The organism is Candidatus Eremiobacteraceae bacterium, assembly GCA_035314825.1.
Classification (GTDB): domain Bacteria; phylum Vulcanimicrobiota; class Vulcanimicrobiia; order Eremiobacterales; family Eremiobacteraceae; genus JAFAHD01.
The window spans coordinates 82,852-108,393 of record DATFYX010000072.1 but is presented as its reverse complement, the minus strand read 5'-3'; the positions used below and the strand labels follow the sequence as shown (position 1 = coordinate 108,393).

27 protein-coding genes are annotated in these 25,542 nt (G+C 64.9%); 11 read left to right on the top strand and 16 right to left on the bottom strand.

From position 1 onward, the window contains the following. The first annotated feature begins 91 nt into the window (after positions 1-91). Positions 92-685 carry a hypothetical protein gene (locus VKF82_10445; protein HME82486.1) on the top strand — a complete coding sequence of 198 codons (594 nt, stop codon included), beginning with the start codon at positions 92-94 and terminating at the stop codon, positions 683-685. On the opposite strand, the gene VKF82_10440 is transcribed toward VKF82_10445, so the two are convergent. Next, a complete protein-coding gene (locus VKF82_10440; GenBank protein HME82485.1) occupies positions 682-1,797 on the bottom strand; it encodes a hypothetical protein in 1,116 nt (371 codons plus the stop codon). The genes VKF82_10445 and VKF82_10440 overlap by 4 nt on opposite strands. Positions 1,798-1,867: 70 nt before the next feature. Here VKF82_10440 and polX point away from each other — a divergent pair, with 70 nt between their 5' ends. Then, positions 1,868-3,595 (top strand): DNA polymerase/3'-5' exonuclease PolX, encoded by a 1,728-nt coding sequence (gene polX / locus VKF82_10435; protein ID HME82484.1) that lies wholly within the window; start codon positions 1,868-1,870, stop codon positions 3,593-3,595. Here polX and VKF82_10430 read toward each other — a convergent pair. Next, the gene (locus VKF82_10430; protein HME82483.1) at positions 3,585-4,385 is read right to left on the bottom strand and encodes a PHP domain-containing protein; all 801 of its coding nucleotides are present in this window, start codon (positions 4,383-4,385) and stop codon (positions 3,585-3,587) included. The two genes, polX and VKF82_10430, sit on opposite strands and share 11 nt — an antisense overlap. 59 nt (positions 4,386-4,444) lie before the next feature. On the opposite strand from VKF82_10430, the gene VKF82_10425 reads away from it, so the two are divergent. Both VKF82_10425 and VKF82_10420 read left to right on the top strand, forming a co-directional pair. Next, entirely contained in the window at positions 4,445-5,563 is a 1,119-nt protein-coding gene (locus tag VKF82_10425; protein ID HME82482.1) for an aromatic ring-hydroxylating dioxygenase subunit alpha, read from the top strand. 2 nt (positions 5,564-5,565) lie between these two features. Beyond that, entirely contained in the window at positions 5,566-6,081 is a 516-nt protein-coding gene (locus VKF82_10420) for a hypothetical protein (protein HME82481.1), read from the top strand. A gap of 4 nt (positions 6,082-6,085) precedes the next feature. On the opposite strand, the gene uppS is transcribed toward VKF82_10420, so the two are convergent. From uppS to VKF82_10400, 4 genes are read right to left on the bottom strand one after another with little or no spacing between them, the layout of a single operon-like run. Then, a complete protein-coding gene (uppS, locus tag VKF82_10415) occupies positions 6,086-6,823 on the bottom strand; it encodes a polyprenyl diphosphate synthase (GenBank protein HME82480.1) in 738 nt (245 codons plus the stop codon). Positions 6,824-6,859: 36 nt separating this feature from the next. Beyond that, entirely contained in the window at positions 6,860-7,279 is a 420-nt protein-coding gene (locus tag VKF82_10410; GenBank protein HME82479.1) for a transcriptional regulator, read from the bottom strand. Beyond that, positions 7,266-7,910, bottom strand: coding sequence for a hypothetical protein (locus tag VKF82_10405; protein ID HME82478.1), 645 nt, complete (start codon positions 7,908-7,910; stop codon positions 7,266-7,268). The genes VKF82_10410 and VKF82_10405 overlap by 14 nt, the downstream gene beginning before the upstream one ends. A 40-nt stretch (positions 7,911-7,950) precedes the next feature. Then, positions 7,951-9,114: a permease gene (locus VKF82_10400; GenBank protein ID HME82477.1), complete on the bottom strand. Its 1,164-nt coding sequence runs from the start codon at positions 9,112-9,114 to the stop codon at positions 7,951-7,953. Between the two features lie 205 nt (positions 9,115-9,319). Between VKF82_10400 and VKF82_10395 the strand changes: the two genes are divergently transcribed. Both VKF82_10395 and VKF82_10390 read left to right on the top strand, forming a co-directional pair. Continuing rightward, positions 9,320-10,291 carry a branched-chain amino acid transaminase gene (locus tag VKF82_10395; GenBank protein HME82476.1) on the top strand — a complete coding sequence of 324 codons (972 nt, stop codon included), beginning with the start codon at positions 9,320-9,322 and terminating at the stop codon, positions 10,289-10,291. Positions 10,292-10,616: 325 nt separating this feature from the next. Next, on the top strand, positions 10,617-10,778 hold the full coding sequence (locus VKF82_10390; GenBank protein HME82475.1) for a hypothetical protein: 162 nt from the start codon (positions 10,617-10,619) through the stop codon (positions 10,776-10,778). A 13-nt stretch (positions 10,779-10,791) separates the two neighbouring features. Here VKF82_10390 and VKF82_10385 read toward each other — a convergent pair whose 3' ends face one another. Both VKF82_10385 and VKF82_10380 read right to left on the bottom strand, forming a co-directional pair. Continuing rightward, the gene (locus VKF82_10385) at positions 10,792-12,105 is read right to left on the bottom strand and encodes an HD domain-containing phosphohydrolase (protein ID HME82474.1); all 1,314 of its coding nucleotides are present in this window, start codon (positions 12,103-12,105) and stop codon (positions 10,792-10,794) included. Between the two features lie 195 nt (positions 12,106-12,300). Continuing rightward, the gene (locus VKF82_10380) at positions 12,301-13,281 is read right to left on the bottom strand and encodes a serine hydrolase (protein HME82473.1); all 981 of its coding nucleotides are present in this window, start codon (positions 13,279-13,281) and stop codon (positions 12,301-12,303) included. Between the two features lie 82 nt (positions 13,282-13,363). Between VKF82_10380 and rocF the strand changes: the two genes are divergently transcribed. From rocF to VKF82_10365, 3 genes are read left to right on the top strand one after another with little or no spacing between them, the layout of a single operon-like run. Further along, on the top strand, positions 13,364-14,263 hold the full coding sequence (rocF, locus tag VKF82_10375; GenBank protein HME82472.1) for an arginase: 900 nt from the start codon (positions 13,364-13,366) through the stop codon (positions 14,261-14,263). A gap of 40 nt (positions 14,264-14,303) precedes the next feature. Further along, entirely contained in the window at positions 14,304-15,263 is a 960-nt protein-coding gene (locus VKF82_10370; protein HME82471.1) for an inorganic phosphate transporter, read from the top strand. A gap of 40 nt (positions 15,264-15,303) precedes the next feature. Beyond that, positions 15,304-15,924, top strand: coding sequence for a DUF47 family protein (locus VKF82_10365; protein HME82470.1), 621 nt, complete (start codon positions 15,304-15,306; stop codon positions 15,922-15,924). Positions 15,925-15,931: 7 nt separating this feature from the next. On the opposite strand, the gene VKF82_10360 is transcribed toward VKF82_10365, so the two are convergent. Next, positions 15,932-16,669, bottom strand: coding sequence for a metal-dependent hydrolase (locus VKF82_10360; protein HME82469.1), 738 nt, complete (start codon positions 16,667-16,669; stop codon positions 15,932-15,934). 89 nt (positions 16,670-16,758) lie between these two features. Here VKF82_10360 and VKF82_10355 point away from each other — a divergent pair, with 89 nt between their 5' ends. After that, on the top strand, positions 16,759-17,490 hold the full coding sequence (locus tag VKF82_10355) for an NAD-dependent deacylase (protein HME82468.1): 732 nt from the start codon (positions 16,759-16,761) through the stop codon (positions 17,488-17,490). Here the strand turns inward: VKF82_10355 and queG are convergent. The 7 genes from queG to VKF82_10320 all read right to left on the bottom strand — a co-directional run bounded on the left by queG (position 17,452) and on the right by VKF82_10320 (position 24,960). Then, positions 17,452-18,645, bottom strand: a complete 1,194-nt coding sequence (gene queG / locus VKF82_10350; protein ID HME82467.1) for a tRNA epoxyqueuosine(34) reductase QueG — start codon at positions 18,643-18,645, stop codon at positions 17,452-17,454. The genes VKF82_10355 and queG overlap by 39 nt on opposite strands. Further along, entirely contained in the window at positions 18,642-19,433 is a 792-nt protein-coding gene (locus tag VKF82_10345) for a TonB family protein (protein ID HME82466.1), read from the bottom strand. Before VKF82_10345 ends, queG begins: the two co-directional genes overlap by 4 nt. Before the next feature lie 45 nt (positions 19,434-19,478). Then, on the bottom strand, positions 19,479-20,270 hold the full coding sequence (locus VKF82_10340; protein HME82465.1) for a DUF169 domain-containing protein: 792 nt from the start codon (positions 20,268-20,270) through the stop codon (positions 19,479-19,481). Positions 20,271-20,310: 40 nt separating this feature from the next. Further along, complete coding sequence (locus tag VKF82_10335) at positions 20,311-21,483, bottom strand: hypothetical protein (protein HME82464.1); 1,173 nt, start codon at positions 21,481-21,483, stop codon at positions 20,311-20,313. A gap of 202 nt (positions 21,484-21,685) precedes the next feature. Continuing rightward, on the bottom strand, positions 21,686-23,008 hold the full coding sequence (locus VKF82_10330; GenBank protein HME82463.1) for a Glu/Leu/Phe/Val dehydrogenase: 1,323 nt from the start codon (positions 23,006-23,008) through the stop codon (positions 21,686-21,688). A 6-nt stretch (positions 23,009-23,014) separates the two neighbouring features. Further along, a complete protein-coding gene (gene ychF, locus VKF82_10325) occupies positions 23,015-24,106 on the bottom strand; it encodes a redox-regulated ATPase YchF (GenBank protein ID HME82462.1) in 1,092 nt (363 codons plus the stop codon). After that, a complete protein-coding gene (locus tag VKF82_10320) occupies positions 24,106-24,960 on the bottom strand; it encodes a mechanosensitive ion channel domain-containing protein (GenBank protein HME82461.1) in 855 nt (284 codons plus the stop codon). The genes ychF and VKF82_10320 overlap by 1 nt, the downstream gene beginning before the upstream one ends. Positions 24,961-25,069: 109 nt before the next feature. Here VKF82_10320 and VKF82_10315 point away from each other — a divergent pair, with 109 nt between their 5' ends. Continuing rightward, a complete protein-coding gene (locus VKF82_10315; GenBank protein ID HME82460.1) occupies positions 25,070-25,540 on the top strand; it encodes a bifunctional nuclease family protein in 471 nt (156 codons plus the stop codon). The last annotated feature ends 2 nt before the right edge of the window (positions 25,541-25,542 follow it).

Sequence of the window (25,542 nt, the reverse complement as noted above, 5' to 3'; positions counted from 1 at the left end):
CGTCGGCGTGACCGGCATCGAGGGGGCGAGGCGACTCGTCCCCCTTGTCGTTTGCCGATAACTGTGGATGAGGATGAATAGCTCGACGCGTTTGACTGTCGTCGCTCTTGCCGCTCTCGTCGCGCTGGCAGCAGCGCCGCCTTCGACCGCGCGCGCTGACGACGACGGCTACGACTCGCCGTTCGCGCAAGCGGTGCGGACCGCCACACAACCATACCGGCTCGTGACCTGGGCGCGCGGCGACCACTACGTGCAGACCACCGATTACGTCGACGGCGTCGGTCTGATGTTCACCAACCACGATCGCTTCGATCCGCCCGATCTTGCGCATCCGACGATGCTCGTTTACGACGAAGCCGGCCGGCTCGTCGCGTGCGGCTACCAATTCCTGACAGGCGCGCAGCCGCCCGCGGCGTTTGGCGCCGTTCCGGCGAGCGCGTGGTACGAGATCCCGCGGCACGTGCACTATAACGCGCTCCGGGGCGGCCAAGAGCATTATGGTCAAGCTCCGTGGACGACGGACGAAGAGCCGAGCGCGGCTGCGTTACGGACGCACGGGCTGCTGCCCGCCGACGCGACGCTCGAGTTCGCCTTCATCCATCCGGCGGTGCGCGCCATCCTCGTGTGGGCGTGGCTGCCGAATTCGGACGGGCTCTTCGCCGGCGAGAACGCGCTGCTTCCTTAGACGACCTTTTCCAGACGAGGGTTGGGGCGGTATGGCCGTCCGACCTTATGGCATTCCACCATCGCGCCGCTCTTTTCGACCAGCGCGATGTCGGCCGTGAAGTCGTAGATGCCGCGGAACAGCGCCGATCCGACCGCGTAGGCGTCCACCGGTATCTTGCGGTCCTCGAACTGCCTGATCTTGGCGACGTCGAAACCGCCCGAGACGATGATCCTGACCCAGTCGTACCCGGCCGCATCGAGCCCACGGCGCACGTTGAGCACGAGCTCCGCATTGACGCCATTCGGTTTGAACGTCCCCATCGAATGCCACAGGCTCTTGTCCACCAGCGTCTCCGACGTGTCCAGCCGCACGCCCCACAATCGCCGGCCGAGCCGCGCGGCCACCGCGATCGACGTATTGACGCAGTCGTTGTCGAAGTCGACGAGCGAGATGACGTTGATCGAGGGATCCATATGCTCGGCGAACTTCTCCGTCGCGAGCACGGTGTCGCCGCCGTAGGCTGCGATGAGACCGTGGGGCACGGTGCCGATGCCTTTGCTGCCCCACCACTCGGCTTGGGCATCGGTGCTCACGCCGAGCGCGCCGCTGACATAGGCCGCATAGCCGTCGCCGGTCTGCACGAGATGGTGGTCGAAGCGCGCCGGGAAGAACAGCACGTTTTTGCCGTTGGCCGCCGCCACCACCGCGCTCGTGTTGGTCGCCACTTTGGTGCGACGCGTGAGCACGCCCAGATAATCCGTCTCGAGATGCGCGAAGAGCGAATAATCGCCTTCGATGGTCAGCACGACTTCGTACGGCGAAATGGTGTCGCCGTCGTAGAGGGCGCGCACGTCGAGCTGCCGCCAGCCCTCATCCCACGAGCCGTCGGGGTGCCGCCGCCCGCTACACAGCTTGAGGATCGCGATCGCTTCGTCGATCCCGCACAGCACCGCGTTCTTCTTCTGGAAGACCTGCATGAGCACGCGCGGATGATGATCGTCGGCCTGCAAGATCTGGACGACGCGGTTGAAGTACGTGTCGGAATAGTATCCGTCACGCATCTTCTCGACCGGCAGGTTCAGGATCGCAGGGTCGAGCCGCTTGCCTTTGGCAGGCGCTTGCGTCGCCATGGTGGCCCCAAGCGTTCGGGCGGGGTCATGCCTTCGCCTTCGAGAATGCCAGGCGCGCGGAGGCGCGCGTGTGACCAATACAGACATCGCAGCTCAACTCAACGAGATCGCCGCTCTCATGGAGTTCGACGGCGAGCCGTTCTTCAAGATCAAAGCGTACGAACGGGCCGCGCGCAGCTTGGAGGACAGCGAGACCCCCGCGCGCGAGCTGATCGACGGCGACGCGCTGCAAGAGCTGCCGGGCGTCGGCAAGGCGATCGCGCAGAAGATCGTCGACATCGAGAACACCGGCACGTGCAAGTATCTCGAAGAGCTGCGTGCCAAGTTCCCGCCGACCATCCTCGAGCTGCTCCACGTCCCCGGCGTCGGCACCAAGACCGCGATCGCGATGTTCCAGACCCTGGGCATCACCGGGCTCGAAGATCTGCGCCGTGCCGTAGACGACGGCTCGATCGCGACGCTGCCGCGCTTGGGCGCCAAAGGCGTCGAGAATCTCAAGCTCGCGCTCTCGCGCCTCGCGCAGCGCACGCAGCGCATGCGGCTCGGCGACGCGTGGGCGCTCGCGCAGGAGATCACAGCTGCACTCGAAGGCGCACAGATCGCCAAGAACATCGTCGCGGCCGGCAGCCTGCGCCGCATGGAGCCGACGGTCGGCGACTTGGATTTCATCTGCACGAGCTCGACGCCGGAGAAGGCGCTCGATTTCTTCTGCGCGCGCAGCGGCGTCGAACGCGTCTCCGCCAAGGGCGACACCAAAGCGACCGTCTGGCTGCGCGCCAGCATCTCAGCCGATCTGCGCGTCGTGCCGCACCGCTGCTTCGGCAACTTGCTGCAGCATTTCACCGGCAACAAAGAGCACAACGTGAAGCTGCGCGAGTACGCGATCCGCAAGGGTCTCAAAGTGAGTGAATGGGGCATCGAGACCGTCGAGAGCGGCCGCGTGCGTACCTCAGCCAGCGAGGCCGGTGTCTACGAGATGCTCGGGCTGCAGTTCATCCCGCCGGAGATCCGCCTCGGGCTCGACGAGATCGACCTTGCGCGCCGCAACGAGCTTCCGGATCTGATCGAGCTGCGCGACATCCGCGGCGATCTGCACGATCACACGACGTGGAGCGACGGCACGCGCAGCATCGAACAGATGGCGCGCGAAGCGGCCAGCCGAGGGCTGGCATACCTCTCGATCTCCGACCATTCGCGCGGCCGGTCGGTCGGCAACGGCCTGTCGGTCGAGCGCCTGCGCGAACAGATCGCGCAGGTGCGTGCGGCGGCGACGAGCTACGGCATCCGCCTTTTCTGTTCGTCCGAAGTCGACATCCGCGCCGACGGCTCCCTCGACTTCCCCGACGAGGTGCTGGCCGAACTCGACATCGTCGTCGCATCCATCCACTCGGGCTTCGCTGGCGACAGAGACAAGCAGACCAAACGCTTGCTGCGCGCGATCGCGAATCCATACGTCAACATCATCGGCCACCCGACCGGGGTGCTCATCGAGGAGCGCGCTGGCTACGACTTCGACAGCGAAGCGGTGTTCCGCGCGGCAGCGCAGTCCGGTACCGCGCTCGAGATCAACGCGAATCCCGCGCGCCTTGATCTGGGCGCAGGCATGGCGCGGCGCGCGAAAGAGCTTGGCTGCACGATCTCGATCGACACCGACGCGCACCACTTTGAAGATTTCGACAATCTGCGTTTCGGCGTCGGCACCGCACGCAAGGCCGGCTTGACCAAGGCCGACGTGCTGAACGCACGCGAGGCGGACGCCGTTCTCGACTTCGTCGCGGCCAAGCGCGCTACGCGCTGAAGCGCGCGAGCAGGTCCGGCGGCGCTTCGAAGTTCGGGTTGACGTACGCGCCCTGAAACCAGCCGTGCCAATCGCTGCCGCACGAATAGAGCTTGCCGCGCCGGCGCGCAAGGCTGCACAACTCTGAGCGCCGATCCGCGTCGTAGCGAAGGTACATCGCTTCGAGCCCGTCGAGCTCGTCGATCAGCCCGTCCGCGTAACCGTCGTCGACCAGCTCGGCGGGATGAGCCAGCAGCGCGATGCCTCCGGCGGCGCGGATGACCGCGGCTCCTTGTGCCGGCGTCGGCAATTCCGCGAACGCGGCTGCCGGCAGCGCGCCGAAGAAATCTTTGAAGGCAGCATGACAGCGACGGGGATCGCCGTCCACATAGCCGCGTAGGCAGAGACGCTCGATCAAGACGGGCAAGCGGACGGGCGCATCGGGAAAATCCCGTCGCCAGTCGACGCCGTGCCCCTGGTCCGCCAGCGCTTCGATCCAGCGCCGCTGGTTCGCGCCGAACACCCGCTGTGCCAGCGCGTTCGCGTAGTCCAGCCCATCGTCGTCATCGGCGACGTCGAGCCCCAAGACGTGGACGACGCGCCCCGCCGCGTACGTGGTCATCTCGATTCCGCCGATGAAGCGCACGCCGCGCTCGGCCGCTCTGCGGCGAGCCGGCACATGGCCCGAGGTCGTATCGTGATCCGTCAGCGCCATCACGCCAACGCCGGCCGACGCGACCGTGTCGACGACGGCTTCGGGCGGGAGCTCGCCGTCGCTGCGGTCGCTGTGCAGATGGAGATCGCAAAGCATGTGGCGGCCCTGCTTCGCGTCCGCGGGTGACGCCGCCCTCGCGCGAGAACGTGTTTTCCATGGCCACGTTCGTCAAACTGCGGCTCTCAAAGGCCGCACATACGCTCGCCGGACGATACTACACCTCGGCCGAGGTGTTCGCGCAGGAGCGTGAGCGCATCTTCTCCCTCGACTGGATCTGCGTCGGCCGCGAAGAGCAGCTCGCGCAGGCGGGCAGCTATTTCATCGCCGAGGTGGGCGGCGAGAATCTCATCGTCGTCCGCGATACGGCCGGCGCAGTGCGCGCGCTGTACAACGTATGCCGCCATCGAGGCACGCGCCTCTGCGAGACGCCCAGCGGCAAGTTCACCGGTGCGATCGTGTGTCCGTATCACGCTTGGACGTATGGGCTCGACGGCCGGCTCATGACGGCGCGCAATATGCGCGACGTCCCCGGCTTCGATGAAAGTGCGTTCCCGCTGCGCGCCGCAGCGCTCGCCATCTGGGAAGGCTTCATCTTCATCAACCTCGCCGACTCGCCCCAGCCGTTCGAGCGGGCCCTGGCGGCGCTGGCGGGCCGCTTCGAGCGCTGGAATATCGGCGCGTTGCGCGAGGGCGCTCGGATCGATTATGACCTGGCGTGCAATTGGAAGCTGATCCTCCAGAACTATTCGGAATGCTACCACTGTCCGCTGGTGCATCCGCAGCTCGACAAGGTGTCGCCGTGGGATAGCGGCCGCAACGATCTCGGGGAAGGCCCCGTGTTGGGCGGCTACATGTCATTGCGCCGAGGCAGCGACAGCATGACGCTGAGCGGCCATTCGGCGCGCCCGCCGCTGCCCGGCCTGCAGCCGCAGGACCGCGAACGCGTCTACTACTACGAGATATTTCCGTCGCTGCTGCTCAGCCTGCATCCCGACTACGTGATGGCGCATTATCTGACGCCGGTTGCGATCGATCGCACGCGGGTCGCGTGCGTGTGGCTTTTCGATCCGGATGGGATGGCAAGACCGGACTTCGATGCGCGCGACGCGGTCGAGTTCTGGGATATGACCAATCGCCAGGACTGGCACGTGTGCGAGCTTTCGCAGGCCGGCGTCAGCTCGCGCGCCTACACGCCCGGGCCCTACTCCCACGCCGAAGGCTTACTGCACGCGTTTGACACCCATTACCTCAGCGCCATGGAGTCGTCGCTATGAATATGAAGATGTACGGACTGCCGGCGGCCTCGCTGCTGCTCGCTTCGGCGCTCGGGGCTAGCCTAGCGGCTGCCGACACCGCACCGAGCGCAGCGCAAAGCATGTCCAGCATGCGTTTCTTGTTGGGGACATGGACCTGTTCGGTCAAAGCGGTCGACGGCTCGAATCCGCAGGTCACGACGGTCTCGACCATGTCCGCCGACGGCACCAAGATGCTGAACCGCACGGTGTCGGGCGGCGACGGCACGGGGCAGATGTGGCTCGATCCCAACAAGCGCCAATGGATCCAGACGGCCGATTCCACCAAGGGCACGAGCTCACAGATGTCGTCGGGCTGGACCGGGCACACCATCGTGTGGACCGGCACGCTCAGCGCCAATGGCATGCCGACGATGGGCTACCGCACGACGGTGGTCAAAGTCAATGACGCGAAGACGACGCAGATCGATGAGCTCGGCAATCCCAGCGGCGGAACGTGGATCACCGCAGACAGCGCGGTGTGCGCGAAGGGCCGCTAAGCGGCTATCTGCCGAAGCGGCGCTGGCGGCGTTGGAACTCGGCGACCGCCATCGCGAGATGGTCGCGGCTGAAATCCGGCCAGCAGACCTCGGTCACGTACAGCTCCGTATACGCGCATTGATACAGCAAGAAGTTCGATAGCCGGTATTCGCCGCCCGGACGGATGAGCAGGTCGGGGTCCGGCATGCCCTTGGTGTACAGATACGTGCCGAGCGTATCGTCGTCGATCTTGTCGGCGTCGAGCGCGCCGCTGCGGATGTCGCCGGCAAGCGCATGCACCGCGTCGCGCAGCTCGGTGCGCGCGCTGTAGTTGACCGCCAGGTTGAGCACGGTGCCGGAGTTGCCGGCTGTCTTCTCGATGAGATGCTCGAGCGCACGCCGCGGACGTTCCGGCAGCGCCTCCCATTTGCCGATCACCTGGACGCGCACGTTGTCGCGGCATAGCCCGTCAAGCTCTTGATACGCGAATGCGCAGCAAAGGTCGAATAGCACGGAGATCTCGGTCCACGGACGAGACCAATTCTCCTCGGAGAACCCGTAGACCGTCAACATGCCGATGCCGAAGTCGCGGCACCCGCGCACGGTCTCGCGCAGCGTGGCGATACCGCGGCGGTATCCCTCCGCGACCGGCAGATTTCGTTCGCGCGCCCAGCGGCGGTTGCCGTCCATGATGATGGCGACATGCGCGGGCATCGGTGCGTCGGCGAGCTCTATGAGCCTATGCGGTTTGGTCGAAATCATCGATAAGACCTGACGTGCCTTTCGGGATGGCGAGGGCTAAGTGGTGGCGAGGCGGGCGGGCGACCGTCCGTCGGCGGCGTGCGGTTGGGCCTTGGCGTGGACCTCGCGCACGACCGACTCGAGTTCGTCGATGTAGGCGAGAAAACGCGTGCGGCCGGCGTGGGTGATGCGGCACAGCGTCGTCGGACGTCCGTGGCCGCTCTCCTTGACGATCGAGACGACGCCCATCTCGGCCAGCGCGGTGAGGTGCCGGCTGAGATTGCCGTCGGTGAGTCCGCAGGCGTCTTGCAGATCGGTGAAGCTCAAGCCCTCCGGGTGCGCGACCAAACACGTGCACACGGCGAGCCTGCCGCGTTCGTGGAAGATGCGCTGCAAGCCGCTGTACGCGTAGGGCGCTTCGCGGCCGTTGGTGCGCGCGGGCTTCTTGCCCGCCTTGCGGGCGTTATTGGCGTTCATGAGAGATCTCCGACATCGTGTTCGACTCGATCGCGCCTTCGGCGGCGATGAGCCAGCCGATCCAGAACTGCCCGATCGCGAAGCCTGCCGCCATCACCCACCACGCGAGCGCGCTCCATTGATTGGGCATCAACAACAGCGCTGCGCCGATCAGACCGAACATCGCGGCGACCGAAAGCACTGCGCGCGGCACGTGGTTGCGCGACGCGAACAGCGCAAGGCCGTAACACGCGTACCAGATGCCGGGCAGCATCGCAGGTACGCCCTGGAGGCAGACCGCCAGGCTCAGCACAGCGCCCAGCGCCAGCGCCGGCAGCAGGCTCAAGCTGACCGTCTTGGATTGATAGCGCGCCTGACGCCCGTCGTTGCGCAAGTACCAGCCCAGCAAGTTGCCGTAGTAGACCGCGAGCGCCGCGACCAGGCACGAGATCCAGATGGTCACGTACAGGCGGACGTCTGACAGGCTGCTCGGGTGGGGCACGAGCGCAGCCTGGACGAGCCCGCCCAGCAGCGCGATGCCGCCGCTGATGGCGGCCACGCGGCTGGAATAGCCCCGGAAGCGCTGGACGCTGGCGAGCCGGTCCCTGACCTCGGTGAGATCAGCGAGCGCCCGTTCGACTTCGACGTTCATGCCTTATACTTTGTAGCACAAAGTCAGTGGAAATGCAACTCTAGTGGTGCGCGTGCTGATGCTCGTTGCCGGCTCCGGTCCGACCGGCCCACCACAACAGCCCGAGAACCCCGGCCAGGAACACCACGTTGAGCACGGTCGTATAGTTCAGAGTGATATGCTCGACGTCCGTCAACAGGTTGCCGGCCGCATGTGGGATCTGACCCGTCCAGGCGAAGAGCAGCTCGACGATCAGGCCCGCCGCCACCATGGACAGATAGAACACGCCGGTCATGGACAGCGCGAGCTTCCATCCATAATACTTGCGGTAGATGTCGATGAGCGGCAGCACGATGAGGTCAGCGTAGAGGAACGCGACCACCCCGCCGAAGCTGGCACCGCCCTGCCACAAGACCGCCGCCAACGGCACGTTGCCGATCGAGCATACGAAGCTCAACACCGCGATGATCGGCCCGACGAAGGCGTTCTCCAACGTGCGCCACAGCGGCGGCGCCGAGCTCACGAATAGATGCTGCCACCACGAATTCGGCACGCCCACCGCCAAGAAGCCGGCGATGACGAATCCGAGGATCAGGTCGACCTGCAGCATCGACCAATCCATCTGGAAGTAGTGCGCGATGTAGCGCCAGCCGGTCGCCGAGCGCAGTTTCTCGCCGAAGGTCGCGCCCGGTGCGAGCATGTCGCCGTGCTCGTGCTCGTTGCTCGTTTCGCCAGCGGCCTGACAGAACTCGCGACCTTCTTCGATGACGCGTTTGGGCAGCAGCAGTTGCGCGAGCAGCACGAAGACCGCGATAAGGATGAGCCCGCCGAGCCACTCGGCGATGACGAACGGCCAGCCCATCAGCCGCCACAACACAAGTCCTAGCTCGATGACCAAGTTGGTCGATGCGAACATGAAGACCATCGCGGTCGTGAACGCCGCGCCGCGTTTGAACAGCGATTTGGCGGTCGCCGCCGCGGCATAGCTGCATGAAGAGCTTGCGGCTCCCAGCGCGGTGGCAAGCGCGACCTCGCGCAACCCGACTTTGCCGAGAATCCGACTTAGGCCGTCCTTGGGGACGTACGCCTGGATCATCGCCGACAAGAGAAAACCGAGTAGCAACGACCAGAGCACGGCCCAGAACATCGCGAACGACGCGAGCGCCCAGTGCCAGACGAACAGCCCCAATCCGGCGAAATTGACCGCGACCGCAAAGGTCGACATCTGGCTAGCGCGTCCCCCCAGCTTCGGACAAACCCTGGCCACCTGCACGTTCAAAGCGCTCGTGTCGGCGGCGTATAGTGATGAGGGGCGTGATTTTCTGGGCGGTTACCGTACCACCCGCTGCCGCCGTGATCTTGCTGGAGCGAGGTCAGCGCCGGCGCTGTGCGGAAAGTCGTTCGAGGCTGCGCCAAGGAGAGAGCACGGAATGGATCTGGACAAACTCATCGTCTACCGTGGCGGCACGCTGGTGCCGTACGCCGAGACGAAGGTCGGGATTCTCGCCCACGGCCTGAACTACGGCACCGGCTGCTTTGAGGGCATCCGCGGTTATTGGAACGCCAAAGCGAACCAGCTCTACTTCTTCCGGCTGCTCGAACACTACGAACGCCTGGCCGATTCGGCCAAGCTGCTCATGATGGAGCTGACCGAATCGCCTGAGCGCTTGTGCGCTCGCACGGCCGAATTGGCGCGCGCAAACAACTTCCGCCAGGATCTCTACGTCCGGCCGCTCGTCTACAAGAGCGCGGAAGAGATCGGGGTGAGGCTGCACAAGGTCAGCCATGAATTCACCATCACCGCCGTGCCGCATAAGGCTTATTTCGACTCGTCAGCCGGCTTGCGGGCCTGCATTTCGTCATGGCGGCGCATCGATGACAACGTCGCGCCGGCGCGGGCCAAGTTGACCGGAGTCTACGTCAACTCGGCGTTGGCCAAGACCGAAGCGGTCTCCAACGGTTTCGACGAGGCCATTATGCTCAACAGCGAAGGCCACGTCGCGGAAGGCAGCGCGCAGAACATCTTTATCGTCCGGAATGGGATCGCCATCACCCCGCCTGTGAGCGACGGGATTCTCGAAGGCATCACGCGGCGCACCATCATCGATCTTTGCCAGCGCGAGCTGAACATCGAGGTGCTCGAGCGCAGCATCGATCGGAGCGAGCTGTATGTGGCCGACGAGGTGTTCCTCGTGGGCACGGCGGTCGAGGTAGCCCCGGTCATCGAGGTCGATCACCGCCCGGTCGGCCGCGGCAAGGTCGGCACCAAGACCGCCGCCCTTCGCGAGCTCTACCGCAAGGCGGTCATGGGCGAACTGCCCGGTTATCGCCACTGGTTGACGCCAGCGTACGATACCGGAGCAGCCAAACTCCACCAGACGGAAAAGGCCGCAGCCTCGTAGTAGCTACCCTATTCCTGTCCCGAGACCCCAAGAAGGAGCCTGTGCGGGCTCCTATAACGGAGTGTGACCAGCGTCACACGTCGAGTGGGCGCTGTAACGAACGAAGGCTACCGCGAGTCGCGGATCACTCTTATGGAAAATGTTTGGCAGAACATATCCAGAGCGCGGTTCGAAGTGGTATCGTTCAAGGACACTTGGGGGGCTGATTCCACATTCTTAGCCTTGGGTAGTCGATAAAAGAGCGACCGCACCGCCTGGCAGTGGCGGTGCGATCTGAGGCGTGTGGTCTCGCTCTCCGAGTTAACAGACCGCTTGGAGGCTAGTCATGCATTTCGGCAGTGAGTTCCACGCCTTTTCGTATCATCTCAGCATGCTCATGCAATGGGCTGCGCACATGCTCGATCAGATGATCAACAGTGGGATGAATGCCCAAGATCAGATGATCAACAGCGGCGCGCATATCCAGGACCAGCTGATCAATAGATAGTTCCACCTGCCCCTTACGCGATCTCACGGTATAAGAGGTCGACGAGGGAGGGGTCGTATTGGCTGCCGGCGCGAGCTTGCAGCGTGGTTAGCGCTGTTTGCTTTGGAAGTGGCTCGGTGCCGGCATGGCCGGTCAGGAGACGCGCATAGTCGCGGGAAATCGCGATAATGCGAGACATAAGGGGGATATTCGTCCCCCTCATGGCGTGCGGATAACCACTGCCATCAAAGGCCTCGCACTGATGCTGAACTGCGTAGGCAACCTCTTCCGGAATCACCTTCGAAGCCTTCCGTAAGACATCTGCTCCGAGCATCGGATAACGCAGGGCCTCGCCCTGCTGAGCGGGCGTTAGATTTTTGCCCTCCCTAACGTCAGCCGACAGCTTGCATTTCCCTATTTCATGGAATTCTGCGGCCCAACCCAGCTTCTCGAGATCGGTCTTGGGCATGCCGATCTTCCGGCCCAGCTGGAGCGATAGGTATCGGACGTCAGCCGCAAACTCGGCGTCCTGGGGACTAAGCAACCCCATGAAGTCCCGAATCATCTCGTGGAATTGATTCGTCACGAAGTCGCGCTCGTCTCGAGCCGCCGCGGCCTGGATGATGCGCTCGAACATCCGCGTGTGCGCCACCACGTAATAGAACACGATGGCTCCGAGGATGCCGGCGAACGCGTACATCCCCACGAGGAGATACGCCCACAGCGAAGCGACGAAGCCGGCGCGCCAGTACCGCACGAAGGACACGGGCTCGCCGAGGATCACTAATCCGGCGGCGACAAACGCGTTATTAAGGGTTTGCCCGACCATACCCATCGCTATGATGCCCAGCAACATTACCAGCGCTGAAACGATGGGAAGAGCCACGGTGGCTGCATGCGTGCCGGCATATATTGCTAACATGGCATAGGTCACAAAGGTCGTCATGCCAAGCTGTCCGGCAAGACCGCTGACAAACGTCGGAAGCGGCCTACCCTTCCGAAGCAGTTGCGCGTGCACGACGGACCATGTGATGACGCCCAGCGGCAAAGCCCAGCCGCCGATTGCTGCCACTGCCGCCGCCTGAATCGCTGTAAGCGGTACGTGCCCGCCTTGGAATCCGTCTTGCGGCCGTTCGTTTAGGACGAGGAACACACCAACGACTGCCACCGCGAGATACGCAGAAATCGTGTACTCGAGGTGCAGCGGAACGAAAACAACGAGAGCCGCGGCGGCGACGAAGAGTGAAGCATTATAGAAGTGCTTAGCTGCCGTCCGCCACGAGGCGTGCTCTCGGACGAGCCCTGTACCCGAAACCCGATCGAATTGCGCCTGCCCTGCCACAGCCATGACGCTCACCGGAACCTTTCGCGGGATATCCGCCGCCCCAGAAATCGAAGTTTGCACGAGCGTTACCCGGGGTCGCGGTCCCTGTGTATAAGTATATCGAACATGTGACCCACATCCCCTCGGATTTGTGACGCGGCTAACACAGTATGACGCTCATCACGCACACGTGTTCGACGGCCTATGTACTGTGGATAATTACGACGAGGGCGAGGGGTCCGGCTCTTGCGGAACGTCTTCCGACGAGGGACTGGGGGACGCCTGAGCGGCAGCGCTTTCAGCTTCCGCCGCGACGAACGCTTGGTAGGTCGCTCTCGAGGCACGGCGGATGAAGCGGGCCCCGTCATCGAGATCCTCGAGGTGGGTCGTGATCACGCAGATGATGTAGGGCGATCCCTCGAGATCGACGATGCCTACGTCGTTTAGCGTATCGTGCAGCGTGCCCGTCTTGTGGGCCACCACCAGGCCCTTCGGAAGAGGCTTGGGCAGCAGCTCGTTGTGCCGCTGCTCTGCCAATATCGAGAGCATGAGATCGCTGGCCGCCTCGTTCACGAGCCGCCGCTGGGCGATCATCGACAGCAGACGCATCATGTCATTGGTGCTGGTGCGCAGCGTTCGGATGCTGCTCTCGCTTGCATGGATGCTGTCGCCGAGGCGCGTCTGGCTCAGGCCGAGGCCGGCCATCGTCTCATTGATGTTCTGGCGCCCGACGAGGCGGATAAGCATATTGGTCGCCGTGTTGTCGCTATTGGCGATCATGATGCGCGCGAGATTGAGCACGGAGAACCGCATCCCGGCGTCCATATCGCACAAAGCGCCAGAGCCGCAATCGCGGTCTTGTGGAAGCAGCGTCACTTGGCGCTCGAGGCCGAAACGGCCGAGCCATACCTGCCGCATCACTTCGACCATCACCGCGACTTTGATCACGCTCGCAGCTGGAAGATTCTCGTCGCCGTTGATGTCGATCGGCGTTTGGCCTTGCGCGTCGGAGACGGTGATCGCCACCAATCCAGGCGTGTCGTTCGCCAACCGGCGCAGCTGCGGTGCCAGCGCCTGCAAACGCGCTTCAAGCGCCGGCCGCGCGTTATCGTCGACCGCGAGCACGAGGCCGCTCGACACGCTGCTGCCCGCCGCGACAAGCGCAGCGGCGATCAGCATCGCGAAAGATGCAAGACGCATTGACGTCATCGTTTTACCTCACCGGCTGCCCGCGCCTTCAGAATGGCATGAATCGGGGCCTGGGTCACGAACCGACAGCCCGATGCTCGATATCGATGTTATCGGCGTTCCGATAGATTATGGCGCCGGTAGGCATGGCGTGCGCCTCGGGCCCGACGCCGTGCGCGAGGCCGGTCTGGTGGAGAGCTTGCAACGGCTGGGTCTTTCCGTCCACGATCAAGGCAATGTCGTGGTGCCCGAATCGAGCGACACGTCCGGGGGAGGCCCAAGCCGGCCGCGACACGTCCAGGCGATCCTGACGGCGAGCGAGCATATCGCCGATACGGTCGAGCGCTCCGCGCGGGAAGGCCATTTCCCCGTGGTGATCGGCGGCGATCATTCGATGGCCATCGGCGTGCTCGCAGGCCTTGCCCGCGTGAGCGGCCCGCGCGGCGTCATCTGGATCGACGCGCATGCAGATCTGAACACGCCTGCGACCAGCCCAACCGGCAACCTCCATGGCATGTCCGTCGCGATCGCGATGGGCGACGCGCCAGAGCTGTTCCCGGCGGCGAAGTTCCCAGCGCCTTCGCTCGACGCCACGCGCTGCGTCTTCGTCGGCCTGCGCGATCTTGACCCTGGCGAACGCAAAGCGCTGCGCGATCGCGGCTTCACCTGCTTCACCATGAGCGATATCGACCGTTACGGCATCGGCAAGGTCATCGAGCAAGCGTTGACGATCGCGTGCCGCGGGCCGCGCAGCGTGCACGTCAGTCTGGATGTCGATTCGCTCGACCCTGCCCTCGCGCCGGGCACCGGGACCCCCGTGCCGGGCGGTCTCACCTACCGCGAAGCGCATTTGGCGATGGAGATGATCGCGCAAAGCGGGTGCGCTGATTCGCTCGAAGTCGCGGAAGTCAACCCCGTGCTCGACGAGCACAACCGCACCGCCTCCATCGCCGTCGAGCTGATCTGCTCGGCCCTCGGCAAGAGCATCCTGTAAAGGAGGACACGCGACGCACGACGGGCTCGTCATCGCGATCGTGGTCACAGCGCTTGCCTTCAATGTCGTCGCCGGGTTCAACGACGGAGGGAACCTGCTGGCGGCGGCGGCCTCGAGCCGTACGATTCCTGTTCCCACCGCCTTCGTGCTCATCGTCGTGTTCGCGTTCGTCGGGCCGCTCGTATTCGGCACGGCCGTCGCGGCGACGTTGGGCACGGGGATCGCCGACTACGCGAAGGCCGGAATGCCGTTGCTCCTGGCCGCCATCGCCGCCTCGCTTGCCGCCGTGCTGCTCGCATATGCCATGCGGTTGCCGACCATGATGTCGCTCTCGTTGGTGAGCGCGATGGTCGGCTCGCTCATCACCGGCGGGGACATGCACCTTGTCCACTGGCCAGGGGTCGTCAAGGTCGTCGCCAGCGCGTTTGGATCGGGGCTTGCGGGCTTCGTGATGGGCGCGCTCGCGTTTGCGCTCTTACGGCTGCTCTTACGGCCTGTGTCGCGCGCGACCGGCGACCGGCTGATGAACCTGCAGTACGGCACCGTCGCCCTGCAGGCGCTCGGGTATGGCGCCAACGATGCAGAGAAGATGATGGGGCTGATGGCGGCCGCCGTCGCCCCGCAGATCGCCGGCCAGGCGTTCCACGTGCCGCTGTGGGCGATCGGCGCTGCGATCGCCGCATTCGGGGGCGGCCTTGCGGTCGGGGGCATGCGCGTGGCCAAGACGGTGGGCGGCAAACTGTTCACCATCAGACCCGAGCACGCGCTTGCATTCCAGGCGGCCGCCGGTGCCACGGTGATGGGCGCGTCGTTTGTCGGCGCTCCGCTGTCCACCACCGAGACGACCGCCAGCGCGATCGTGGGCGTCGGCGCAGTCGCCAGGCCGCGGCGCGTGCACTGGCAGGTGGTGGCCAAGCTCATCGGCGCATGGCTCATCACGATGCCGGTCGCGTTCGCGCTCGGCACGTTGGCGGGCCTCGTCGTGCGCTGGGTAAAATGAACGCGTCGGCCGGACGCGCGGCCGAAAGGGTGAGTGCTCCATGATGTGGCTGTCCGATATGTTCACTGCCCGCAAGCAGAAGCTGTTCGCAAGCCTGTTGAGCCAGCACTCCGAGGTGATGCTCCAGGCCGCGCAGGCGCTCGAACGCTACGTCGAGCGGCCTGACCCGGCTGCCATCGCGCGTGTCTCGCAGCTAACGCAGCAAAGCCACGACATCCTCAGGCAGACCATCGCCGCACTGACCGACACGTTCGTCACTCCGTTCGACCGCCAAGATATCTACAATCTCGCCTTGGCGTTCGACGACATGATCGCGTATCTGGACAACGCCGCTCGCGAGATCACGCTGTTCGACGTCGAACCGACGCCGGCGATGGTCGAGATGGTCAAAGTGATCTCGGGCGCTACTGACGCGATCCACGAAGCGATCGCGGCCCTCGAGGACGATCAGACGCGCAGCGCACAGCGCGCGGCCGACGCGAGCAGCGCAGAAGATGTGGTGGAAGATATGTACCGGCGCACCCTGGCCGATCTGTTCAAGACCACCGATGTCCAACGCATCTTCAAGCTGCGCGAGATCTACCGGCACTTGAGCAACAGCGCCGACCGCGCTGACGCGATCGGCAAGTTGGTCGGCAAGATCGTCGTGAAGGTCGCCTAGCGCGCCCTCACGCGAGCGCCAGGCGATTGAGCTCGCCGGTCAGTGTTTCGCCCGGCTTGAGGTCGACGATGTGCAGCCCGGGGATGTCTTTGGTGAGCTCGCGCAGCCGGGCCGGCGTGCCGGTGAGCTGCGGGAACGTGCCGTAGTGCATCGGTACGATGACCTTGGTACCGAGCAGGCGGATCGCGTACGCGCCCTGCAGGGGATCCATGGTATAAAGATCGCCGATGGGCAGCAGCGCGATGTCGGGCTTGTAGAGCTCGCCGACGATCGTCATGTCGCTGTGCACGCACGTGTCGCCGGCATGATACACTTTGACACCGTTCTCAAAGGTGATGACGTAGCCGCACGCCTCGCCGCCGTAGATCACCTGGTCTCCGTCCTGGATGCCGCAGCTGTGCTCCGCGTGGACCATGGTCACCTTCATGCCGTCGTGCTCGACAGTCCCGCCCTTGTTCATGCCGATCAGCTTGTTCACGCCTTTCTTGCCCAGCCAGAGGACGGTCTCGTGGATCGCGATGCAGGTCGCGTCGTGCTTCTTTGCGATGCCGACCGCATCGGCGATGTGATCGAAGTGGCCGTGCGTGATCAACAGCGTGTCCACCTTAGCCGGATTCTTGAGGCGCGGCGGGCAGGCGGGGTTTTGCTCCAGCCACGGATCGACGATGACGTGTTTGCCCGACGGCGTCTTGAACGAGAACGCGGCATGGCCGCAAAACGTGATTTCGAGGGCTCCGAGATTCATGATGTGCGCACTCCGAAAAGATAGGGGTAGGGGCGGCCCCTCTTCGCCCACGCCAGGCGCAACGACTGCCTCCATCGTAACGGGCGCCAATGTCTTTTCAGGCACAAGCACAAGGGGTCGCTGCCCGGCTGCGATTGGCCGCCCGAGCGGCCGCGCTCTCGGGCGCCGGCATGTCCGTGGAGAGCGGCTTGCCGACGTTTCGCAGCGGCACGCGCGCGCTGTGGCGCGATCGCGACCCGATGTCGCTTGCGACCCCAGAGGCCTTTGCCCGCGATCCCGCGCTCGTGTGGGAATGGTATCGCGAGCGACTGCGCGCGCATAGCGCTGCTGCACCTAACCCGGGGCATCTCGCCCTCGCCCAGCTCGAGCACCGCATCCCATCGTTCTGCGTGATCACGCAGAACGTGGATGGCCTGCATCTGCGCGCCGGCTCGAAAGACGTGATCGAGCTGCATGGCGACGTCCGCACCTCCCGCTGCGCAAGCTGCGCGCGCAGCGTGGACACGCCGCTGGAAGGCCCGGTGCCTCCGCACTGCGAGTGCGGCGGCCTGTTGCGGCCCAACGTGGTGTGGTTCGGCGAGGCGTTGCCGCCGGGCGCCTACGAGCGGGCGCGGGAGGCGGCCGCCAACGCGGAGGTGTTCATCGTCGCCGGCACCTCGGCGATCGTCTATCCTGCGGCCGGGCTCGTCGACGTCGCGCGCGAGAACGGCGCGTTCGTCGTCGAGGTCAACCCGGACGAGACGCCGGCCACGGCGCGCTGCGACGTGTCGGTGCGGGCGCCCTCAGGCGCTTTCTTGGCGTTGGTCGTCGAGCTGCTGTAAGGCCAGCATCATCTCCTCGCGCGCCCACGCATCGGGCTCGGCGTCCACGGCGCGAAGCAGCGCCGCCCTCGTGCGCTCTACGAGATCGCCCTCACAAACGGCGTGCAGGTTGCCGAGCGCCCAACCCGCGTGGCCGCGAACCAGCGGCTTACGGTCCGCCAGCGCCTCGATGAGCGGCGGGATGGCTGCCGGATCGCGCGAGTTGCCAAGAGCCACCGCGGCGTTGCGCTGGAGCACGCCTTTGCCGCGCCACGCCATAGACGTAGGCCCGAACCACGCGCGGAATTGCGACGTGGTCATGCGCAACACGGAAGGCAGATCCATGGACGGCCCGATGTGCGGCAACGGCGCGAACTCGGGTCGCGCCGCGCTCTTGGCCGCAAGCTCCTTGCGTTGGTTGACCGGGCAGACCGTTTGGCAGTCATCGCAGCCCCACAAGCGGTTGCCGATCGCCGGACGAAGACCGCGCGGGATCGGCGTGCGCAGCTGCGTCAGATCGGAGATGCAACGCGTGCCGTCGACGCTGCCGTCAGGACCGATCGCGCCGGTCGGGCAGCGCGCGATGCACTCCACGCACTGGCCGCACGACTTGGCGAGCGGCTCGTCCGGCGGCAGCTCAAGCGTCGTGATCACTTCTCCCAGCAGAACCCACGAGCCGAAATCGCGGGTCAACACGTTGGCGTTCTTGCCGAACCAGCCGATGCCCGCCCGCACGGCGGCGGCCCGATCCACGAGCGGTCCGGTGTCGACGCACGGCATGCACCGTTCGCCCGGAAACTCCACGCTGATGAACGCCGCCAGCGCGCGCAAACGCGCGCCGATCGTGCGATGGTAATCGCTGCCCCAGGCGTGGCTGGAGATCGCGCCGCGCAGGCCGGGTGCATCCGGATCGTAGGGCTCGTATTCGGTCAGGTATGCGGTGGCAGTGCAGACGATCGACTTGGCGCCCGATAGGGCGTCCGCCGGCCGGCAAGCGCGTTCGACGGTCTGGTCGGGATAATTCCAATTGGCGAGCAGCCCCTCGGCGACACGCCGTTTGAACACGTGTTCCGTGTCCGTGAACGGCTGCGCGCTCGCGATGCCGACGAGATCGAAGCCGATCTCTTTGGCGCGGGCGATGATGCGGTCTTTAGGCGAGGCCTCGACCGAGATCACGTCGTGGTTGCGGTCGTCTGGGGAAAATCGAGCGTGACCGTGCCATGCACCGGCAGGCCGTTGAGCGTCGCTGCGCGGTACGTGGATTTGCGCGCAGCGTCGACGGCGGCCGCGTCGAGCGCCGCATCACCTGACGAGATGACGACGCGGACGTTCAAGACGTCACCATCCGGTCCGATGTCGACTTCCAAGCGCACGTGATGCCCGGTTTGTGCGCCTGTCGCACCGCCGACGAGCGAGGCGAGCGAGAGCACGCGCGGCGGGTTGTCATCGCCCCACACGACGGCGCCTGCGATGCGGCTCTTGTCCGCGCCGGTATCCGCTTGCGCGCTTTCGCCTTTAGGCGGTGCGCCGGCGGGCATCAAATCGGTGGCGGCCGCAGAATCCGGACCGGCGGTCGGGCTTGGTCCGACCTCCGGATGGACGGACAGCATCGCCGTGCGGCGCGCCGGCGGCTTGATCGCGTGACGCGCCGATCTTGTGCCGAATTCCAGATACTTGAGCGGCGCGACGTTGGCGATAGTCCGCACGTAGATCTTGGGCGGCGGCGTCGGCGTCGGCGTGACCGTCGCCAGTTTGGCGCGCGAAAGGGTGACGACCGAAACGCTCTGGTCCGGCGTGTCGGGCGTACGGAAGATCGGCGAGATGGCGGTGACCGTCGGACCGAGAGTGAGGTGAAGCGCGAACGACAGCCCGACGAACAGGAACAGCCCGACCAACGCACGTCGACGGAATCGCGGTGCGCTGCCGGGGGTCAAGGGGATATGGCCTGCTTCGGGTCTACCCATGAGAGCCACCCACTCCGCCCTAGAGGGCGGAGTCTTCGCGACCCCCTATTTGGCCGCCTTTGGGCGCTGCGCGGCCTGCATGTCGAGAAGCTCCTGGTATTTCTTGGGCATGCCTGGTTCGTAGGTCAGGAACGATGGGATCGGGTATCGGATGCCGCCCTTTTGGGTGCCCTCGAGGCCCTCGACGAGTTCGTCGATCTTGTGCCACGGCAGGCTGAACGCCATTTCATCGTCCTGAGCGCCGGCGAAGATGCGGTCGCCGTTGCATGGCAGGACGACCTGGTATTCGCCGGTCCGCAACGGGACGACAAGGTGATCCGAGCAGTCCATCCGGGCGGCGAACGACGACGCGATGCGGCCGCCCTCTTTCCACAGGGCGGCAGCCACAAGGCGCATGACCTGCGCCGCGTTTCCATAGATGATGAGCACGTGCGGCTCGTATTCGGCGCGGGCCAGCGGACCGAACACGATGGCGTCGATCTCGCCGGGCGCGAACTTCTCGACCGACGCCTCGCTGCGCGCTCCGGCATCCTCATCCTTGGTGTACATGCCGGCGCATAGATTGCCTTCTTCATAATAGGCGTTGGGAGCGGCGAAGCCGGCGACGAGAGCACCGAGCGGGCATTTCATGTCCTCGGCGCGCAGGACAGTGGTCCAGCCGTATTTGCGCGCGATCCCCCATCCCTGGCACACGGTGACATGGCGGTCCATGTCCGCGAGCGGACGCTTCGCCTTGGGCGGCGGCGCCTCACCGTCGCGCAGAAAACGCACGGCGACCGGGAACGTGGTCGGACGGATGAACTCGTCGAGCTTGGCGGCGGCGGTCGAGGTATTCATGAGGAACCGGGTTCGCGCCGCGTGGCCGCAGCTCCGGCAATCAATATTCTGAGGCTTCGCTGGTGCCGACTTCGAAGAACGAAAAATCGGACGGCGTCGTGGCGAACTTGAAGTCCGTCAAGGTGTACGTCAGGCCGTCATACCCGCGCGAGGTCGTGCTCTGCATGAAGCCGCCCACGCGTATGCTCGCGCTGGTCGTCTCCTCCGTCATGAGCCAGGCGCCTTGTTCGATCGTATATCTGACTCTCCATGAAACCCCAGACGCGGGCCCTTTCGGGAATATGCCGGCGCTTGTGAGCTCCCAGGGCACAAACGTCTCGGTGTCCACCAGCATGTCGCGCAGCCGGTACTCGTCGGGACGTTCGACCGGCACCAGTTTCAAGTGATAGGCCCAGCGCACGCCGTAGGGCCTTATGTCGACGAGGGTGATGTCATAATCGCGAGCGATCGCCTCGACGTGGCCGAGCGAGCGCAGATCCGAAGGCTCCGGCGCAGGCGTTGGGCTGAGCCCCATGACTTCGCCAGGGGGGCGCAAGCCGAACGAATACAGCGGCGAGATCTGCGGCACGCCGAAGGGCTCCTCTTGGTGGCCCTTGGTGTGAGTCTGGAAGGTGAAGCCGAGAATCGCGAAGTTGGTGCCGTACGGATTGTCCGGCTTGCTCGTCGTCTCGATCGGCGTCTTGTGCGTCAAGACGATGTCGTCTTGCGCGCGCACGATCGAGCGGAACGACTCGTAAAAGGGCTTACCGCCGGTGTTGGAGCGCACGTGCACGATGAACGTGATATACGTCGGATAGCGCACGGTCTCGAGGACCTCGCGCGCCTTGTCGAAGATGGCCTGACCCGACATCCCTGCGGCCGCGCCTGTGGGCTGCTGATCGGGCACGTCGGCGAAGTCGCCGAACGCATCGAGTGAAGATGCCGGTTCGGTGGTGAAGGTCCCGACGCGCTCGGTCAGAGCGCGCGGGCAATCTCGCGGCGCAGTCGTGCGCACGACGAACTCGAGCTCATACGTCGTCGAGGGGGCCAAGCTCTTGGGATGGATGGCCGCAAGCGCTGCGGGCTTGCCGTACAGCGACGTGAACTCGATGCCGGCGAGATCGTTCGAGCGCGAGGTCACCTCGCGCACCGGCAGGTCGAGCGCGTCGCCCGAGTCGGGCACGAGCCGGATGCGTTCGACCGCCGAGAAGTTCGCCGCGTCGGTCGCGACCACGAGGCGGGGCGTCTTGAACGCAACGTCGGTCGCGCCTTCGGCTGGAACGATCGAACGGAAGAGCGGCTGCGCCAGGACGAACGACGGATCGCAATCGGCGCGGGCGCTTGCGCGGCACGAAATGACGGCGACAGCGACCGCGGCCCAAGTTACGAGCGCTCGCGTGCGGGTGCTCAGGCAAAGACTCCGCTTCGGCTAGGCGTTACGCGTAGATGCCGCGCGTCTGATAGCAGTCGACCACGCGGCGGATGGCAAGCATGTATGCCGCCTGGCGCAGCGGCGCTTTGTAGCGCTCGGCCATGTTCCAGACCTCGTCGAAGTTCTCGCGCATCACATCTTTGAGGCGCTCGTTGACCTCGCTCTCGCGCCAGTAGTAGCCCATGCGGTCCTGCACCCACTCGAAATACGAGACCGTCACGCCGCCGGCGTTGGCGAGGATATCGGGGATGATCGTGATGCCGGCGTCCGACAGGATCTTGTGGGCCTCTGGCGTGGTCGGACCGTTCGCGCCCTCGGCGATGAGAAACGCCTTGATGTGACGCGCGTTCTTCTCGGTGATCTGGTTCTCGATTGCGGCCGGCACGAGGATGTCGCAGTCGAGCTCGATCAGCTGCGTGTTGCTCACCGGCGTCGCCCCCGGAAAACCTTCGAGACTGTGCTTGGTGTTCTTCGGCTGCGCGATGTATTCGATCGCGGCGTTCGGGTCGATGCCGCTCTTGTCGTGCAGGCCGGTGAATTGATCGCTGATGCCGACGATGATGGCGCCCCGCTCGTGCAGCAGCCGCGCCGTGATCGAGCCGACGTTGCCGAAGCCTTGCACGGCGACGCGCTGCCCGCGCAGCTGTCTGCCCATCTTCTCCAACGCCGCTTCGATGCAGATCATCACGCCGCGCCCGGTGGCCTCCACGCGTCCGCGCGAACCGCCGACGCACAGCGGCTTGCCCGTGACCACCGCCGGCGTATGCGCGCGCAAGTGCATGGACACCGTGTCCATCACCCAGGCCATCGTCTGCGCGTTGGTGCCGACGTCGGGGGCAGGGACGTCCTTGTCAGGACCGATCACTTCGATGATCTCGGCCGTGTAGCGGCGCGTCAGCCGCTCGAGCTCGCCGATCGACAGCTTTGAAGGATCGCATGTCACGCCGCCTTTGCCGCCGCCGAACGGGAGGTCCACCACCGCGCATTTCCACGTCATCCAAAACGCCAGCGCCGTCACTTCATCGAGCGTCACGCCGGGATGGTAGCGGATGCCGCCCTTGGCCGGACCGCGCGCGAAATTGTACTGGACCCGGTAGCCGGTGAAGACCTCGAACTCGCCGTTGTCGCGCTGGAACGGGATCGAGATGATCATCTGGCGCGAGGGGTGGGTCAGGATGCGCCGGATGGTCTTGCTCAGATCGAGCCGATCGGCAGCTTCATTGAAATAGGCGATCGCCTCGCCGAACACTCCCGGTTCGTGCGCGTAGCGCTCCTTGGTCTGAAGCGCCCCCTGCGGTTGGCTGTTCTCGACTTTGGTTGCCATCATCGTTCCTTACACGTTGAACTTGAAGTTGACGACGTCGCCCTCTTGCATCACGTAGTCGCGACCTTCGGAGCGCAAGAGCCCGGCTTCGCGGACGGCTGCGAGAGTGCGCAGGCGCGCGAGGTCGTCGTACGACGCGATCTCCGCGCGGATGAAACCGCGCTCGATGTCGCTATGGATCTTGCCGGCGGCCTGCGGAGCTTTGGTGCCGCGCTCGATGGTCCAAGCGCGCGTCTCCTTCTCGCCGGCCGTGAGAAAGGTCATCAGATTGAGGAGGCGGTAGGCGCCGACGATCAGCCGGTCCAAGCCGCTTTGCTCCACTCCCAGTTCTTTGGCGTATGCCTCGGCCTCATCGGGCGGCAGGGCCGCCAGCTCGGCCTCGAGCTTGGCGCAGACGACGATGCACTCGGCCTGTTCAGACGCCGCTCGCGCTCGCACCGCGGCGACTTGCGGGGGCTCTAATTTCAGGCTTGCTTCATCGACATTCGCGACGTAGAGAAGCGGCTTGGCGGTGAGCAGCGACAGCTCCTTCGCCAGCGCTGTTTCGAGCTCGTCGCGCGCCACGATGCGCGCCGGTTTTCCCTCGTTCAATCCCGCGCTCAGTCGCTCGAGCGCGTTGACCTCGGGCGCGAGTTTGGGGTCGGCCTTGGCGCGTGCGCGCGCTTTCTCAAGCCGTTTCTCCACCGTCGCAAGATCGGCCAATGCCAACTCGACGGTGATGATGTCGATGTCGCGCAACGCATCGGGCCGCTCTTCCACGTGCACGACGTTGCCGTCCTCGAAACAGCGCACGACCATCGCGATGGCGTCCACTTCGCGGATGTGCGACAGAAACGCATTGCCGAGACCTTCGCCCTTGGATGCGCCGCGCACCAGACCGGCGATGTCGACGAACGTCGTGGTGGACGGCACGATCTGCTTGCTCGCGAAGATCTCCGCCAACACGCCGAGGCGCGGATCGGGCACGGGCACGATGCCGACGTTGGGATCGATGGTGCTGAACGGATAGTTGGCGGCAGCGACGCTGCTGCGCGTGATCGCGTTGAAGAGCGTCGACTTGCCGACGTTGGGGAGTCCGACGATGCCGCAGGCGAGCGACATCAGCTCTGCGCCGTGCTGTCGGAGGCCTCGCCGGCGGGCAGCCATCCTTTGGTCTGCAGCGCCGCGGCGATGCGCTCGCGCACGGTGCTCTCGTCCGCGTCCAAGAACGCGTCGGGCGTGCGGATGGAGATGCGAAAGCTGGCCTCGGCGGTGCTGAAATCGTCGAGCGAGACCTCGAGATTCTTGGGATCGATCTTCGAGCCCGCCACCGCACCGGTCGCGATCGTCAGGATCTCGCGCTTCATGTTCTGCACCGAATCGTGCCAGGCCAATGGCACGCTGATCTCGAGCCGCTTGACCCCTTTGCTCAGATTGGTGACGGCGTAGATGTTGCCGTTGGCGATGAACACCGTGCGTCCGTGCCGGTCGACGATGCGCGTGCTGCGCAAGCCGATCGCCTCGACCATGCCCGCGAGCTGGCTGTTGATGCCGGTGAGGATCTCGATGCGGTCGCCGACTTCGAACTGGTTCTCGGCGAAGATCGAGTAGCCGGCCAGCAGGTCGCGCACGACCCACTGCGCGCCGAATGCAAGCACGGCCGTGATGGCGCCCGCCGACCAGATCGCCGGACCGACGTTGATATGCCAGATATCGAGCAGGACCAGCACGAACACGACCGCGACGGCGATGTCGACGATCGACTTGAGCGGCTGCAGGTACGTCGAGATGCGCGGATGGCGCAGCAGCAGCCGGCGTGCGAAAAAGCGATCGATGCCGGCGTGGGTGAGGCGCCACACGATAAAGGCGACGAGCAACGCGCCCGCGGTCTCGTAGCCTTGGACGAGAAGCGCGTGATATGCAGACGAGGGCGCGCCGGGAAACGCTGGCGCGGCGGGAGTCGGCGTCGCTTGCACGGCCCGCGGCCTTCCAGGGCGTCGTCGGACGGTCCTGCGCCGCGCCGTCCGATACGATAGGAACCACCATTTTTCTGCGCGAAGGGCGCGTCGATTTCACATGCGCCAGATGAAAGTGGATAAGCTCGGCATCGACCTGCTCACACATGATCCAGTGGTGATACTCAAGGACTTGGAGGGCAGGCGCTACTTGCCGATTTTGATCGGAGCCTTCGAGGCCACCGCGATCCAGCTCGCGCTCGAAGGCCAGGCCGTGCCGCGTCCGCTTTCGCACGATCTCATGAAGTCGATGCTCGACAGCCTCAACGCGAAGCTGACGAAGATCGTCATTCACGACATCCGCGACAGCACGTTCTTCGCGAAGCTGGTGCTCGAGTGCAACGGCGAGGATCAGGAGATCGACGCGCGCCCCAGCGACTGCATCGCGCTCGCGTTGCGCGCCAATGCGCCCATCTACGTGAGCGACAAGATCGTCCTGGAAGAATCGGTGTACGACAAGAAGGCTGAGGAAGAAGAGCTGCAGCGCTTCAAAAAGTACATCGAAAGCCTCAAGCCCAGCGATTTCAAGACCGAGTCCTGACG

Excerpts from the sequence above, each read along its gene's own strand:
- VKF82_10410 (HME82479.1), bottom strand. The coding sequence starts at position 7,279 with ATGAACGCCAATAACGCCCGCAAGGCGGGCAAGAAGCCCGCGCGCACC.
- uppS (HME82480.1), bottom strand. The coding sequence starts at position 6,823 with ATGATTTCGACCAAACCGCATAGGCTCATAGAGCTCGCCGACGCACCG.
- VKF82_10390 (HME82475.1), top strand. The coding sequence starts at position 10,617 with ATGCATTTCGGCAGTGAGTTCCACGCCTTTTCGTATCATCTCAGCATG.
- rocF (HME82472.1), top strand. The coding sequence starts at position 13,364 with ATGCTCGATATCGATGTTATCGGCGTTCCGATAGATTATGGCGCCGGT.
- VKF82_10440 (HME82485.1), bottom strand. The coding sequence starts at position 1,797 with ATGGCGACGCAAGCGCCTGCCAAAGGCAAGCGGCTCGACCCTGCGATC.
- VKF82_10315 (HME82460.1), top strand. The coding sequence starts at position 25,070 with ATGAAAGTGGATAAGCTCGGCATCGACCTGCTCACACATGATCCAGTG.
- VKF82_10405 (HME82478.1), bottom strand. The coding sequence starts at position 7,910 with ATGAACGTCGAAGTCGAACGGGCGCTCGCTGATCTCACCGAGGTCAGG.
- VKF82_10360 (HME82469.1), bottom strand. The coding sequence starts at position 16,669 with ATGAATCTCGGAGCCCTCGAAATCACGTTTTGCGGCCATGCCGCGTTC.
- VKF82_10430 (HME82483.1), bottom strand. The coding sequence starts at position 4,385 with ATGCTTTGCGATCTCCATCTGCACAGCGACCGCAGCGACGGCGAGCTC.
- VKF82_10355 (HME82468.1), top strand. The coding sequence starts at position 16,759 with ATGTCTTTTCAGGCACAAGCACAAGGGGTCGCTGCCCGGCTGCGATTG.
- VKF82_10330 (HME82463.1), bottom strand. The coding sequence starts at position 23,008 with ATGATGGCAACCAAAGTCGAGAACAGCCAACCGCAGGGGGCGCTTCAG.
- VKF82_10345 (HME82466.1), bottom strand. The coding sequence starts at position 19,433 with ATGGGTAGACCCGAAGCAGGCCATATCCCCTTGACCCCCGGCAGCGCA.
- ychF (HME82462.1), bottom strand. The coding sequence starts at position 24,106 with ATGTCGCTCGCCTGCGGCATCGTCGGACTCCCCAACGTCGGCAAGTCG.
- VKF82_10420 (HME82481.1), top strand. The coding sequence starts at position 5,566 with ATGAAGATGTACGGACTGCCGGCGGCCTCGCTGCTGCTCGCTTCGGCG.
- VKF82_10365 (HME82470.1), top strand. The coding sequence starts at position 15,304 with ATGATGTGGCTGTCCGATATGTTCACTGCCCGCAAGCAGAAGCTGTTC.
- VKF82_10425 (HME82482.1), top strand. The coding sequence starts at position 4,445 with ATGGCCACGTTCGTCAAACTGCGGCTCTCAAAGGCCGCACATACGCTC.
- VKF82_10385 (HME82474.1), bottom strand. The coding sequence starts at position 12,105 with ATGGCTGTGGCAGGGCAGGCGCAATTCGATCGGGTTTCGGGTACAGGG.
- VKF82_10340 (HME82465.1), bottom strand. The coding sequence starts at position 20,270 with ATGAATACCTCGACCGCCGCCGCCAAGCTCGACGAGTTCATCCGTCCG.
- VKF82_10380 (HME82473.1), bottom strand. The coding sequence starts at position 13,281 with ATGCGTCTTGCATCTTTCGCGATGCTGATCGCCGCTGCGCTTGTCGCG.
- VKF82_10395 (HME82476.1), top strand. The coding sequence starts at position 9,320 with ATGGATCTGGACAAACTCATCGTCTACCGTGGCGGCACGCTGGTGCCG.
- VKF82_10400 (HME82477.1), bottom strand. The coding sequence starts at position 9,114 with ATGTCGACCTTTGCGGTCGCGGTCAATTTCGCCGGATTGGGGCTGTTC.